16 protein-coding genes are annotated in these 12322 nt (G+C 65.0%); 12 read left to right on the top strand and 4 right to left on the bottom strand.

Annotated features, from left to right (window positions below; translation table 11 throughout):
* Positions 1–32: 32 nt before the first annotated feature.
* From fliG to motA, 4 genes are read right to left on the bottom strand one after another with little or no spacing between them, the layout of a single operon-like run.
* Positions 33–1067: a flagellar motor switch protein FliG gene (gene fliG, locus LQK81_RS15385; protein ID WP_230807248.1), complete on the bottom strand. Its 1035-nt coding sequence runs from the start codon at positions 1065–1067 to the stop codon at positions 33–35.
* A gap of 38 nt (positions 1068–1105) precedes the next feature.
* The gene (gene fliN, locus LQK81_RS15380; RefSeq protein ID WP_230807247.1) at positions 1106–1714 is read right to left on the bottom strand and encodes a flagellar motor switch protein FliN; all 609 of its coding nucleotides are present in this window, start codon (positions 1712–1714) and stop codon (positions 1106–1108) included.
* Positions 1715–1766: 52 nt separating this feature from the next.
* Positions 1767–2702, bottom strand: a complete 936-nt coding sequence (locus tag LQK81_RS15375) for a FliM/FliN family flagellar motor switch protein (protein ID WP_230807246.1) — start codon at positions 2700–2702, stop codon at positions 1767–1769.
* A gap of 15 nt (positions 2703–2717) precedes the next feature.
* Positions 2718–3596, bottom strand: a complete 879-nt coding sequence (gene motA, locus LQK81_RS15370) for a flagellar motor stator protein MotA (RefSeq protein WP_230807245.1) — start codon at positions 3594–3596, stop codon at positions 2718–2720.
* A 206-nt stretch (positions 3597–3802) separates the two neighbouring features.
* Between motA and LQK81_RS15365 the strand changes: the two genes are divergently transcribed.
* The 12 genes from LQK81_RS15365 (at position 3803) to flgH (ending at position 12294) form a co-directional block, all read left to right on the top strand.
* Positions 3803–4582 carry a DUF1217 domain-containing protein gene (locus LQK81_RS15365; RefSeq protein WP_230807467.1) on the top strand — a complete coding sequence of 260 codons (780 nt, stop codon included), beginning with the start codon at positions 3803–3805 and terminating at the stop codon, positions 4580–4582.
* Positions 4582–5307: a flagellar basal-body rod protein FlgF gene (gene flgF, locus LQK81_RS15360; protein ID WP_230807244.1), complete on the top strand. Its 726-nt coding sequence runs from the start codon at positions 4582–4584 to the stop codon at positions 5305–5307. Before LQK81_RS15365 ends, flgF begins: the two co-directional genes overlap by 1 nt.
* Positions 5308–5319: 12 nt before the next feature.
* On the top strand, positions 5320–6729 hold the full coding sequence (gene fliI / locus LQK81_RS15355; RefSeq protein ID WP_230807466.1) for a flagellar protein export ATPase FliI: 1410 nt from the start codon (positions 5320–5322) through the stop codon (positions 6727–6729).
* 3 nt (positions 6730–6732) lie between these two features.
* Entirely contained in the window at positions 6733–7287 is a 555-nt protein-coding gene (locus LQK81_RS15350) for a flagellar protein (RefSeq protein WP_230807243.1), read from the top strand.
* 171 nt (positions 7288–7458) lie between these two features.
* Positions 7459–7842: a flagellar basal body rod protein FlgB gene (gene flgB / locus LQK81_RS15345; RefSeq protein ID WP_230807242.1), complete on the top strand. Its 384-nt coding sequence runs from the start codon at positions 7459–7461 to the stop codon at positions 7840–7842.
* Positions 7843–7844: 2 nt separating this feature from the next.
* Entirely contained in the window at positions 7845–8264 is a 420-nt protein-coding gene (gene flgC / locus LQK81_RS15340) for a flagellar basal body rod protein FlgC (protein ID WP_230807241.1), read from the top strand.
* Entirely contained in the window at positions 8261–8605 is a 345-nt protein-coding gene (locus LQK81_RS15335; protein ID WP_230807240.1) for a flagellar hook-basal body complex protein FliE, read from the top strand. Before flgC ends, LQK81_RS15335 begins: the two co-directional genes overlap by 4 nt.
* A gap of 11 nt (positions 8606–8616) precedes the next feature.
* Positions 8617–9399: a flagellar basal-body rod protein FlgG gene (gene flgG / locus LQK81_RS15330; RefSeq protein ID WP_230807239.1), complete on the top strand. Its 783-nt coding sequence runs from the start codon at positions 8617–8619 to the stop codon at positions 9397–9399.
* A gap of 21 nt (positions 9400–9420) precedes the next feature.
* On the top strand, positions 9421–9936 hold the full coding sequence (gene flgA / locus LQK81_RS15325; RefSeq protein ID WP_230807238.1) for a flagellar basal body P-ring formation chaperone FlgA: 516 nt from the start codon (positions 9421–9423) through the stop codon (positions 9934–9936).
* The gene (locus tag LQK81_RS15320; protein ID WP_230807237.1) at positions 9933–11048 is read left to right on the top strand and encodes a flagellar basal body P-ring protein FlgI; all 1116 of its coding nucleotides are present in this window, start codon (positions 9933–9935) and stop codon (positions 11046–11048) included. Before flgA ends, LQK81_RS15320 begins: the two co-directional genes overlap by 4 nt.
* The gene (locus LQK81_RS15315) at positions 11045–11587 is read left to right on the top strand and encodes a MotE family protein (RefSeq protein ID WP_230807236.1); all 543 of its coding nucleotides are present in this window, start codon (positions 11045–11047) and stop codon (positions 11585–11587) included. The genes LQK81_RS15320 and LQK81_RS15315 overlap by 4 nt, the downstream gene beginning before the upstream one ends.
* Positions 11584–12294: a flagellar basal body L-ring protein FlgH gene (gene flgH, locus LQK81_RS15310; RefSeq protein WP_230807235.1), complete on the top strand. Its 711-nt coding sequence runs from the start codon at positions 11584–11586 to the stop codon at positions 12292–12294. Before LQK81_RS15315 ends, flgH begins: the two co-directional genes overlap by 4 nt.
* The last annotated feature ends 28 nt before the right edge of the window (positions 12295–12322 follow it).

Below are 12322 nucleotides of genomic sequence, written 5' to 3'. Positions count from 1 at the left end.
GTCGGTCTTTGAAAGGGGCGAGTCAAGCCGGCTCAGGCGGCGGCCGCGGCCTCGTCCTTCTCTTTCAACTGAATCTGTCCGGCGGCCGCCAGCCTGATCGCCTCCTGGGTGATCGAGCGCCTGGCGATCGCCACCTCGCGCGGATTGCCCACGTCGCCAGCTGCGAGATCCGATTCGATCATGCGACGCTGGCGCGCGCCGATCGACGACAGCACGGCCTCGCGCAGGTCCATCGACGTTCCGCGGAGCGCGGCGGTGATGATGTCGCCGGCAACGTCGTTGAACAGCGATACGCGGCTCTTCTGCGGCATGATGAGCAGGTCTTCGAACAGGAAGATCTTCGGCCGGACCTTCCGGACCGAGGCGGTGCTGATCGTCTCCAGCGAGGCCAGCAGCTCGTCGACCTGGTTCTTCTCCATCTCGTTCATCATCTCGGCGACCTTGTTCGAGCCGGGCGAGTTCCGTTCCGCCTCGAAGGCGTCCATCATCTCCCGCACGCGCCCCTCGATGATCGCGGCCGCCTTCGGGCTGACGTCCTTCAGGTTGACGGTACGGTTGATGATGTCGGCGCGGCGCTCTTCCGGCACCTCGAGCAGCACCTTGGCGCCGAAGGCCGAAGGCATCATCGACAGGATGTAGGAGATGGTCTGCGGATGTTCCTTCAGCAGGAACTGGCTGATGAAGATCGCGTCCGCGTCCTGCAGGCGATCCCAGATGGTGGTCTCGTAGGCTTGGAAGGCGGTGCGGCGGCCGAGCAGGCCGTCCACCTCGTCCGGCGTCAGCCCCTCTTCGAGGATCCCTTCCATCATCTTCGCGTTGTCCATCAGGCCCGCGCCCTCGGTGAAGAGGTCCTCGAACTCGTTGACGAGTTCGAGCAGTTCCTGCGGGGGAATGGGGCGAAGGTTCTGCGCCGCGGCGATGATGCCCTGCAGCTCGCCCTGAGTGAAGAACTTCAGGAGCTTGCCGGCCACCGGCTTGCCCATCGCCAGAAGAACGGCGGCTGCCTTGTCGACGGGCTTGAGCGGCGCACCGACTGCAGTGCTGCCGAAATTGTCGAAATCCATCATGGATGCCTCCTGAAACCTTTCACCGGTATCAGCTCATTTCAGTTGTGGGATGTGCTCTTGACCTCGATGAGCTTGACCCCGAAACGGGTGTCGTCGTTCTCGAGCACGGTAATTTCGCCGCGGCCGATCACCCGGCCGTTGACCATCACGTCGACCGGCTCGCCGATGCGCCGGTCGAGCGCGATCGTGGCGCCCTCCGTCAGGCCCATCAGTCCGGAGACCAGCATCTGCGAGGTTCCAAGGACGATCTGCAGGTCGATCGGGATGTCCATGATGAGGCCGAGATTGGCCTCCATGGCGCTTCCCGGACGCGCAGGCATCTCGCCGAGGCCGGTGCCGCCGAAGTCCTCTCCGCCAAGGTCGGCGCTGCCGAACCCGGCATCGCCGAAGGCTGTCGTGTCGGTGCTGCCGAAGTCTCCGCCGAAGCCTGCTGCGGCCGTATCGGAGCCAAAGTCGCCGCCGAATGCCGCAAGGGCGTCGCCGCTGTCGCCGGTGGGGAAGTCCATGCCGAAGTCCGTGGCGGGAGCGCTTGACGCATCCTGCTGCAGGACGCCGCGGAGGTCGTCGATTGCCTGTTCGAGCTCGGCGTCGTTTGCGGTGACGGGCGAGGCGAGATCGTCTGCAAGAGGTGCTTTTTTCGGTGCCATGTGATCACTATTCCATTTGAAACTTGCCCGAGGCGTGCTGCCGGGCCTGATCCTATCCGACGATGTGCTGCAGCAGCTCGTCTTCCGAGCCGTAGGTGTCCTTCACGCGAACCGTGTAGCGCGCGCCCGAACGCCCGAACTCGCAGACGTAGAGCTTGTTTCCGTTTGCGCTGACGTCGACGCGGACGTCGGCGGCATCGTGGAAGGGAATGATGTCGCCCGCCTGCAGGCGGCTGATCGTGTCGAGCGTCTGGCTCTCGAGCTTGATGCGCGCCTGGAGGGTGACCTTCGAGCGGCGGACCTGCTCGCTCAGCTGCTCGCTCCACTCCTTGCGCGTCCTGGCCGAATTCGCCGCCCTCGGCGGGGCGATCGTCGATTTCAGCAGCGCGCTTTGCGGAACGACCACGAAGAAGCTCGACAGCACCGGGCCGATCCCGACGGACATCTTCACCGTGGCGGCAAAGGTCTCTTCCGAGCCGTCGGCCGGCGCCTTCCGGCCTTCCACGTTGTAGGCGGGGCCGATGATCGGCTCGTAGCCGTTATGGTCGCCTATGGCGGTCTTGAGCACGCCGCTGATCCTGTCGAACACCATGGCGGCGATGTCGAGCTCGATCGGCGACAGTGTGCGGGGTTCCGGCTCCTCGATCGAATCGCGGGACGCGCCCAGCATGTTCTCGATCAGGGTGATGATGAAGGGGCTGTCGCAGATAACGGCGTAGTGGTCGCTCCAGTTGCGAAGCGAGCAGTCCGACAGCGCCATCGCCCCGCCGAGCCCCGAGACCAGCTGGCCGAAGCGACCGATCTCGTATCCGGCATAGGTCACGGCCACGTCGAAGCCGAGTTCGCTTTCGAAGACGTCGGGCAGGAACTCCGAGAAGACCTCCCCGAGTGCTGCGCAGCGCCGGGAGATGGTCTCGCGGTCGCCCAGCTGGCCGGTAAGGCGGGCGAGAACGATCGGGTCCTGTTTCGACTTTGCTGAGGCTGTCATCTTGTTCCCGCTCATTTAGGCCGCCCTTGCGTCGTTGCTGCCGCCGGGGTTCATCATTTCCTGCTCGACTGCGTCGATCGAGGGACGCTCGTAGGCGGAGATCGTCTTGCGGCCGTATTCCAGCGCGACCTGCGGCACGGAGCCGTTCATGTAGGCAAGCAGCGTCTGCTTGACGATGACGTAGAGCCGGTTCTGCTTGGTGCGCACCGACTTGATGTTGGCAATGACCGGCGACACGATCGAATAGGAAAGGAACACGCCGAGAAGGGTGCCGACGAGGGCGGCGGCGATCTTGCCGCCGAGGATCTCGGGCGATTCGTTGATTGCGCCCATCGCCTTGATGACGCCGAGCACGGCCGCCACGATGCCGATGGCCGGGAAGGCGTCGCCCATCGTGCTGAGCGCGTGGTAGGGCTTCATCTTGTCGTGGGTGATGGTCTGGATTTCCTCGTCCATCAGCGCCTCGATCTCGTGGGCGCGGGCGTTGCCGATGATGATGAGGCGCACGTAGTCGCAGATGAAGGCGGTGAGCTCCTTGTTCTGCAGCACCGTGGGCGCGGCCTGGAAGATCGAGGAATCGTCCGGATTGTCGATATGGGCTTCGATCTCGTTGCGCGACTTGGTGCGCAGGTCCCGCATCAGGCTGTAGAGCACGCCGAGCGTATCGAGATAGTGCCGCTCCTTGGGAACCTTGTGCTTGAAGGCCTCGCCGAGCGCCTTGCCGGTATCCTTCACGACCTTCATGGTGTTCGCCACGATGAAGCCCCCGATGCCGGCGCCGCCGATGATGACGAGCTCGAACGGCTGGGCGAGGACTTCGAGATGCCCGCCCATGGCCATGTAGCCGCCAAGGACACAACCGAAAGTTACGATCAGACCGATGATGATGTTCATTGCTAGCCCACACGCCTCGACATATTTCTGACGAGACCTGAATAGGCGTCCAGCCTTGTGTGAGGCTGTACCTTCCACTTCGTTAAGATCGGCGGCAGCAAATACTGAGTACAGGTCGCTCTTACAGGTTCGCGCAAGCAAAGTGGCGCAGGTTGTCTCGCGAGAGGGGCACCGTGCCCCGCAACACCGGAAAGCGCGGCCGCATCGTGACCACGACCTATACCAGCTACAAACTGATCACCGCCGATCTGTCGACGTCGCTGGAGCGCGTCGCCGAGCAGCCGGACGTCAAGCGCGAGAGCGCCTACTATCTGGACAGGATCGGCTCCATCAAGACGATCGACGAGTTCTTTGCCGACAGCCGCCTGTACAACTATGCGATGAAGGCGCACGGCCTCGAGGACATGGCCTATGCCAAGGCCTTCATCCGCAAGGTCCTGGCTGAGGGCACCGACGCCGACGACGCCTTCGCCAACAAGCTTTCCGACAGCCGCTACAAGGACCTGGTGGTCTCGCTGAACTTCGCCCGCCATGGCGAGACGGCCACGAGCTTCGACCGCGCCCAGAAGGGCGTCGTGGAGAAGTACAACCGCCAGACCCTGGAGATGAACGCGGGCAGCGAGAATTCCGGCGTGCGGCTCGCCCTCTATTTCGAACGCATGGCGCCTGCGATCACCAGCGGCTATTCGATCATCGCCGATGCGGCGCTCTCCCAGGTCATCCGCACGGTCCTGCAACTGCCCGACGCATTCATGGCGACCGACGTCGACCGCCAGTCCGCCTATTATGAAGACGTCCTCGACCTTGCCGATTTCCAGGATCCGGCGAAGGTCGGCACCCTTCTCGAACGTTTCACCGCCCTGTGGGAGATCGACCATCCTTCCACGCCGGGTGGCCAGCTGTCCGCTTTCCAGACGGGTGGCCTGATCGGGATTTCCACCGATCTCCTCATCTCCATCGCCAATCTCAAACTCGGAGGCCGCTAATGGAAACCGGGCTTTACGTCTCGCTTTCGTCCCAGATCGCACTCGATCGCCGCATGACCACGCTCGCCGACAACGTCGCCAACGCCAATACCGTCGGCTTCCGCGCGACCGAGATCAAGTTCAACGACGTCGTCGCCGACAACGGCAAGGCCAAGGTCGCCTTCGTGGACCAGGGCAACGAATACCTGTCGACACGCCACGGCGGCATGACGGAAACCAACGGGATGCTCGATTTCGCCATCCGCGGCGATGCCTGGTTTGCCGTCGAGACCCCGGCCGGGCAGACACTGACGCGCGACGGTCGCTTCACCCTGACCGAGAACGGCGATCTCGTCACGCTCAACGGCTATCCGGTGCTCGACGCCGGCGGTGCGCCGATCCAGATCGACGGCAATGCCGGTCCGGTGAAGATCAGTGCCGACGGCCAGTTGAACCAGAACGGCGTGCCGATTGCAGCGCTCGGGCTGTTCGAAGCGGATCTCTCCGCCGGCTTCGTGCGCGCCGGCAACAGCGGCGTCATCCCCGCACTCGCGCCCGAGCCGGTCGTCGACCGGATCGATGCCGGTGTGGCGCAAGGATATGTCGAGGAATCCAACGTCAACGCGATCGCCGAGATGACGCAGCTCATCACCGTGACCCGCGCCTTCGAGAGCATCAACGCGCTGCTGCAGCAGAGCGAATCCTCGATCGACAGCGCCATCAAGACCTTCGGCGGCAGCCAGTAACAAAGCATGATGATGACGGATACGACCACGAGCGATCAGCCGGCCAGCGACGGTGCACGCAAGCTCAGTGCGCTGGCTGGACTTGTGAAACGCTACTCCAACCCGGAGTTCTCGGTCGCTCATGGCGGCCACGTGCAGACGATCGCGGCCGGCAACTACACCGTCACCGGCCTGTCGCGTCACGTCAGGCTCGGCGAGTTCGTCGCCCACCGCAGCCCCACCGGCATCCATCTTGGCGAGGTCGTGCGGGTCGAGCCCGACAGCGTCGTCGTGTGCCCGATCGAGCCGGGGGAACCGATCGGCATCCACGACACGGTGATCCGCAAGGGCGCCTTCCGCGTCGCGCCGGCGGCGGCATGGTGCGGCCGCACCATCAATGCGCTCGGCGAACCGATCGACGGACGGGGCGCCCTGCCGCAAGGCGATGTCCGCCGCTCGATCTCCAACACCGCCCCGCCGTCGATGACGCGCAGCCGCGTCGAGAAAGGCTTTGCCACCGGCGTCCGCGCGATCGATATCTTCGCGCCCCTCTGCCTCGGCCAGCGTCTCGGCATCTTCGCCGGCTCCGGCGTTGGCAAGTCGACGCTCCTGTCGATGCTCGCCCGCGCGGACGCATTCGACAAGGTAGTGATCGCGCTGGTGGGCGAACGTGGCCGCGAAGTGCGCGAATTCATTGAGGACACGCTGGGCGACAACCTGTCGAAATCGGTGGCGGTGGTCGCAACCAGCGACGAAAGCCCGATGCTGCGCAAGATGGCGCCGCTGACGGCGGTCACCATCGCCGAGCATTTCCGCGACCAGGGCGACAATGTCCTCCTCATCATCGACAGCGTCACCCGCTTCGCCCATGCGATCCGCGAAGTCGCCACCGCCTCCGGCGAACCGCCGATCGCGCGCGGCTACCCGGCTTCGGTGTTTACGGAACTGCCGCGGCTGCTCGAGCGGGCAGGGCCGGGAGCCGAGGGGACGGGAACGATCACCGCGATCATCTCCATCCTCGTCGACGGCGACAACCATAACGACCCGATCGCCGATTCGACCCGCGGCATTCTCGACGGTCACATCGTGCTGGAGCGCAGCCTTGCCGACGAGGGGCGCTACCCGCCGATCAATCCGCTCTCGTCGATCTCCCGTCTCGCCCGCAAGGCCTGGACGGCCGATCAGGAGAAGCTGGTGGCGCGGCTCAAGTCGCTTGTCCACCGCTACGAGGAGACGCGCGACCTGCGCCTGATCGGCGGCTATCGCGCCGGCAGCGATCCGGACCTCGACATGGCGATCAAGCAGGTTCCCATCATCTACGACGTGTTGCGCCAGACGCCGGGCGAGAAGCCCGCCGCCGATTCCTTCGCGGACCTGGCGATGGCGCTGCGCAATGCGCCGGCCAACCAGGCGAATGCCGGCAATGCGAGGGCAAGGGGATAGACCATGACCGATTTCGACGCCGACAAGGCAGTGCCGCCGCTGCGGCGACCCGACCAGGACGTCACGAGCATCGCCGACCGGCTGCTCATCACCGCCGGCATCAGCCTTGCGGCCATGGCGGCCTTCTTTCCCTGGTACGTGTTCCTCAATCCGCAGGAATTCTCCGTTCCCCCGCTCTGGCAGGGTGACCGGCGCGACCTGCCGGAAACGTCGGCCCGCGAGGTCGTGAGCGTTTCCCCGGCGGCGATGACGGATGACGACGACGCGGTCCCCCCGCGCGAGCTCGATCCGGTCAGGACCGCGACCGTGCCCAATCTCGGCCGCGAGAGCGGGTCCGGCGCGCCGGCAGAATCGCTCGAACAGCCGCTGCCTGCCCCGACCGGCTTTCGCCTGATGCACGTCGCCAACGGTCGCGCGCTGATCGAGGACGCCTCGGGCATGTACATCGTGCGCGTGGGGTCGATCCTGCCCGACAACAGCCGGCTGGCCACGCTCGAGCAGCGCGACGGCGAATGGGTGATCATCACCTCCAACGGCGACGTCTTCAAGCGCAACTGATTCGCCAGGCGCCCGTCCGGGCCTTCGACAAGCCGCCGCTCGCCCGGCGGCTTTTCTGCGTCGAAAGGGCCATTTTCCCTGATGATCCGGCCTGTCGCGCACCGCAGCAAATCCGGCAAGTCCCACGCAAGTTTAGGTCCCTAGGTTCGGGACAACAAAGTGGAGTTCGCCGTGACGCAACCAATCCAATTCTTCGAACTGGCATCCAAGCAGGCAGAGTGGCTCTCCGTGCGCCAGTCTGTGGTTGCCGGCAACATCGCCAACGCCAATACGCCCGGCTACAAGGCCAAGGACGTGACGCCGTTCCAGTCGGTACTGGAGAACACCGGCATCCGTATGGCCGCGACCAGCCCGATGCACTTCACCGAAGGGTCGCTGGCCAGCGAGATCGCCGACGTCGAAGCGACCGACGACGTCGGCATCCAGATTTCCGGCAACTCCGTCGGGCTCGCCGAAGAACTGATGAAGCAGGGCCAGGTCAAGCGCGAGTACGAGCTCAGCGCCGGCCTGGTGAAGGCGTTTCATCGCATGATGCTGATGACTGTCAGGACTTGAAAATGGATCCGCTTATTGCATCGATGAAGGTTGCAGCCTCCGGCCTGGAGGCGCAGTCCACCCGTATCCGCATCGTCTCGGAGAACCTGGCCAACGCCCGTTCGACCGGCGACGTGCCCGGCGCCGATCCCTACCGGCGCAAGACCATCACCTTCGTCGCCGAACTCGACCGCAGCGTCGGCGCCTCGCTGGTGGAAGTCGACCGGCTGGCCGAGGACGAAAGCGAATTCTCCGCCGAGTTCGATCCCGGCAATCCCGCCGCCGACGAGAAGGGCATGGTCAAGATCCCGAACGTCAACATGCTGGTCGAGATGGCCGACATGCGGGAAGCCAACCGGTCCTACGAGGCCAATCTGCAAAGCATCCGCCAGTCGCGCGACCTCATCAGTGCGACGATCGATCTCCTGAGGGCATCGCAATGATTGAATCGCTGACGAGCGTAAAGACGCTCTCCTCTTCCTCGCCCCTCTCCGGCACCCTGACGGAGAACAGCGTCTCCTCCTCCAGCATCATGCAGCCCTCGGCTGCCGTGAACGCTGCCCAGCCCATGAGCTTCTCCCAGGTCCTGGGCGACATGGCGACCGAAACGGTCGGCAGCCTGCGGGCGAGCGAGACGAAGTCCTTCGAGAGCATCCAGGGCAAGGCCAACACCCGCGAAGTGGTTGATGCGGTCATGTCCGCCGAGCAGACGCTCCAGACCGCGATCGCGATCCGCGACAAGGTGGTCACCGCCTATCTCGAAGTCGCCCGGATGCAGATCTGAAGGAACGTGCCATGAAAGCTCTTGCAATCGCCGCCACCGGCATGAACGCGCAGCAGACCAATCTCGAGGTCATCGCGAACAACATCGCCAACATCAACACGACCGGCTACAAGCGCGCCCGCGCCGAGTTCTCGGACCTGCTCTACCAGACCGAACGCGCCCAGGGCGTGCCGAACCGCGGCAACGAGGCGATCGTGCCGGAAGGCGCCATCATCGGCCTCGGCGTGAAGACGGCCGCCGTCAGAAACCTGCACCTGCAGGGCCAGCTCACCCAGACCGGCAACTCTTTCGACCTGGCTCTGGTCGGCCGCGGCTGGTTTCAGATCGAGGCGCCGGACGGCACGGTCCTCTACACCCGCTCCGGCGCGTTCAACACCAATGCCGACGGCCAGCTCGTGACGCTCGACGGCTACGCCGTGACGCCGGGCATCGTGGTGCCGCAGGATGCCACCGAGATCACCGTCAACCGCTCCGGCCAGGTCTTCGCCACCGTGGACGGCGAGCAGCAGGAGCTCGGCCAGCTGACGCTTGCGACCTTCGTCAACGAGGCCGGCCTCGAGCCGCTCGGCGAGAACCTCTTCCGCGAGACGGAAGCCTCCGGCGACGCGACGATCGGCGTCCCGGACGAGGCGGGCGTCGGCTACATCCAGCAGAACTACCTGGAAGCCTCGAACGTCGATCCGGTCAAGGAAATCACCGACCTGATCTCGGCCCAGCGCGCCTATGAAATGAACTCGAAGATCATCCAGGCGGCGGACGAGATGGCCCGGGTCGTCAGCCAGAACCTCCGCTAGCGGCGTGAGATGAAGGGAGACATGATGTTTCGCCCGAGAAAGAACCCTGCACGAAAGCGCGCCACCGGCCGGGCCGGGGCGTTCCTGGCTCTCGCCGCGATCGCCATCGGGGCAACGCTGGCGGTGCCGGCCGTGCCCGCCCTGGCCGATGGACGCTTCGCCGTCATCCCCAAGCGCACCATCTATCCCGGCGAACAGCTCGATGCGACCGTGCTGGAGGAAGTTGCAGTCACCAACCCGAACATCGCTCCCGGCTATGCCGAGCGGATCGAGGCCGTCGACGGCCTGGTGACGCGGCGGACGCTCGTGGCCGGGCGCATCATCCTCGTCTCGTCGCTGCGCGAGCCCTTCGCCGTCTCGCGCGGCAAGGCGGTCCGGCTGGTCTTCCAGAACGGCCCGCTGATGATCACGGCTTCCGGCTCGCCGCTGGACGATGCCGCGGTCGGCGATCTCATCAAGGTCCGCAACCTCGATTCCGGCGTGATCGTGACCGGCACCGTCATGGAGGACCGGACAGTGCACGTGGTGGCAAAATGACAAGAGCGTTCCTCACCCGTATCCTGGGCGCCCTCGTCGGGCTGGCGCTGTCGATCGCGCCGGCGCATTCGGCCGCGCGCATCAAGGACGTGGCGTCGCTGCAGGCGGGCCGCGACAACCAGTTGATCGGCTACGGCCTCGTCGTCGGCCTGCAGGGCACGGGCGACACCCTGCGCTCGTCTCCGTTCACCGAGCAGTCGCTGCAATCGATGCTGCAGAACCTCGGCATCAATACCCAGGGTGAGCGCTCGCGTGCGAGAAACGTGGCGGCCGTGCTGGTCACGGCGACGCTGCCGCCGTTTGCAAGCCCCGGCAGCCGCGTCGACGTGACCATCGGCTCGCTCGGCGACGCCACCTCGCTGCGTGGCGGCTCGCTCGTCATGACATCCCTTACCGGCGCCGACGGCCAGATCTATGCCGTGGCGCAGGGCTCGGTCGTGGTCACCGGCTTCAACGTGCAAGGCGAGGCCGCCACCCTCCAGCAGGGCGTGACCACCGCCGGCCGCGTGCCGAACGGCGCGATCATCGAGCGCGAACTGCCGGCCCGCTTCAAGGACGCCTCCGATCTGGTGCTGCAGCTGCGCAATCCTGATTTTTCTACCGCCGTCGGAATGGCCGATGCGATCAACCGCTATGCCACGACCCGCTACGGCGGCCGTATTGCCGATGCCCGTGATTCGCAGTCCGTCTACGTCCAGAAGCCGAAGCGCGCCGATCTCGCCCGCCTGATGGCGGAAGTCGAGAACCTGGTGATCGAGACGGACGTGCCTGCGCGCGTCGTCATCAACGAGCGCACCGGCACCATCGTGATCGGGCAGGACGTTCGCATCTCGCAGGTTGCGGTGAGCTACGGCACGCTGACGGTACAGGTCACCGAGATGCCGCAGGTCGTCCAGCCGGCACCCTTCTCCGACGGCGTGACCGCGGTGGAACCGAACACCGACATCGTCGCCCAGCAGGACGGCGGTACGGTCGCCATCCTGAACGGCTCGAATCTCCGGACCCTTGTCTCCGGGCTCAACAGCATCGGCGTGAAGCCTGACGGGATCATCTCGATCCTGCAGGGGATCAAGTCGGCCGGTGCGCTCCAGGCAGAATTGGTGCTGCAATGACGAACAGGATCGAACAGTTCCCCATCCTCCGGAACCTGCGCAGCCTGTTGCTGCCGGCAGCCGGCGCGCTCATGCTCGCCATTCCCGGCGCGCTGGCCGAGGAGCGGCCCGTCATCGTCACCAGCGCGGCCACGGCCGACGAGGTCCGCGAGTTCTGCACCAACATCTCCGACAAGGCGCGTGACCAGCGTTACCTGCTGCAGAAGCAGGAACTGGAAAAGCTGCAGCAGGACGTGGACAGCCGCATCGCCACGCTCGAGGAGCGTCGTGCCGAATACGAGGACTGGCTGAAGCGCCGCAACGATTTCCTCCAGGTGGCGGAAGCCGGCCTGATCGAGATCTACAAGAAGATGCCGGCGGATGCCGCCGCCGCCCAGCTCGAAAAGATCAATCCCGAGATCGCCTCGGCGATCGTCATGAAACTCAATCCGCGCATGTCCGGCCTGATCCTGAGTGAGATGACGGCCGACAAGGCCGCGCGGCTCGCCAGCATCATCGCTGCCGCATCCGACCCGAATACCTCCAAGGACCCGTCATGAAGAAGCTAGCCCTCGCCATGATGGCCACCTCGCTCCTGTCCGGCTGCGCCAACCAGGCGCTGAAGGAAATCGGCCAGGCGCCGGCCATGAGCCCGATCGGCAGCGGCCTGCAGTATTCGCAGACGCCGCAGATGGCCATGTACCCGAAGCAGCCGCACGCCCGGATGTCCGGTTTCTCCATCTGGAGCGATTCCCAGTCGAACCTGTTCAAGGATTCGCGCGCCATCAATGTCGGCGACCTCCTGACGGTGACGATTCGCCTGAACGACGAGGCGACCTTCGACAACAAGACCGATCGCAGCCGCACGAACAAGAGCGGGATGAACTTCTCGGTCGCCGGCGACGGCGACAACTTTTCGCTCAGCACCGACGGCGACCTGACCTACGGCTCATCCACCAGCACCAAGGGTGACGGCAAGACCGAGCGGTCCGAAAAGCTGAGCCTGCTCGTCGCAGCCGTCGTCACCAGCGTCCTGGAGAACGGCAACCTGCTGATCAGCGGCTCGCAGGAAGTGCGCGTGAACCACGAACTGCGCATCCTCAACGTCGCCGGCATCGTCCGGCCGCAGGATGTCGATTCGAACAACCGCATCTCCTACGACAAGATCGCCGAGGCCCGCATCTCCTATGGCGGCCGTGGCCGCCTGACCGAGGTACAGCAGCCGCCATGGGGCCAGCAGCTCGTCGACCTGTTCTCGCCGATCTGATCGGCCCCTTCAAAAGATAGAGACGGAA

The organism is Rhizobium sp. GN54 (genome assembly GCF_021026345.1).
GTDB lineage: Bacteria > Pseudomonadota > Alphaproteobacteria > Rhizobiales > Rhizobiaceae > Mycoplana.
This window is presented reverse-complemented; position numbering and strand designations above follow the sequence as displayed.

Excerpts from the sequence above, each read along its gene's own strand:
- fliG (WP_230807248.1), bottom strand. The coding sequence starts at position 1,067 with ATGATGGATTTCGACAATTTCGGCAGCACTGCAGTCGGTGCGCCGCTC.
- fliN (WP_230807247.1), bottom strand. The coding sequence starts at position 1,714 with ATGGCACCGAAAAAAGCACCTCTTGCAGACGATCTCGCCTCGCCCGTC.
- LQK81_RS15375 (WP_230807246.1), bottom strand. The coding sequence starts at position 2,702 with ATGACAGCCTCAGCAAAGTCGAAACAGGACCCGATCGTTCTCGCCCGC.
- motA (WP_230807245.1), bottom strand. The coding sequence starts at position 3,596 with ATGAACATCATCATCGGTCTGATCGTAACTTTCGGTTGTGTCCTTGGC.
- flgF (WP_230807244.1), top strand. The coding sequence starts at position 4,582 with ATGGAAACCGGGCTTTACGTCTCGCTTTCGTCCCAGATCGCACTCGAT.
- fliI (WP_230807466.1), top strand. The coding sequence starts at position 5,320 with ATGACGGATACGACCACGAGCGATCAGCCGGCCAGCGACGGTGCACGC.
- LQK81_RS15350 (WP_230807243.1), top strand. The coding sequence starts at position 6,733 with ATGACCGATTTCGACGCCGACAAGGCAGTGCCGCCGCTGCGGCGACCC.
- flgC (WP_230807241.1), top strand. The coding sequence starts at position 7,845 with ATGGATCCGCTTATTGCATCGATGAAGGTTGCAGCCTCCGGCCTGGAG.
- LQK81_RS15335 (WP_230807240.1), top strand. The coding sequence starts at position 8,261 with ATGATTGAATCGCTGACGAGCGTAAAGACGCTCTCCTCTTCCTCGCCC.
- flgG (WP_230807239.1), top strand. The coding sequence starts at position 8,617 with ATGAAAGCTCTTGCAATCGCCGCCACCGGCATGAACGCGCAGCAGACC.
- flgA (WP_230807238.1), top strand. The coding sequence starts at position 9,421 with ATGATGTTTCGCCCGAGAAAGAACCCTGCACGAAAGCGCGCCACCGGC.
- LQK81_RS15320 (WP_230807237.1), top strand. The coding sequence starts at position 9,933 with ATGACAAGAGCGTTCCTCACCCGTATCCTGGGCGCCCTCGTCGGGCTG.
- LQK81_RS15315 (WP_230807236.1), top strand. The coding sequence starts at position 11,045 with ATGACGAACAGGATCGAACAGTTCCCCATCCTCCGGAACCTGCGCAGC.
- flgH (WP_230807235.1), top strand. The coding sequence starts at position 11,584 with ATGAAGAAGCTAGCCCTCGCCATGATGGCCACCTCGCTCCTGTCCGGC.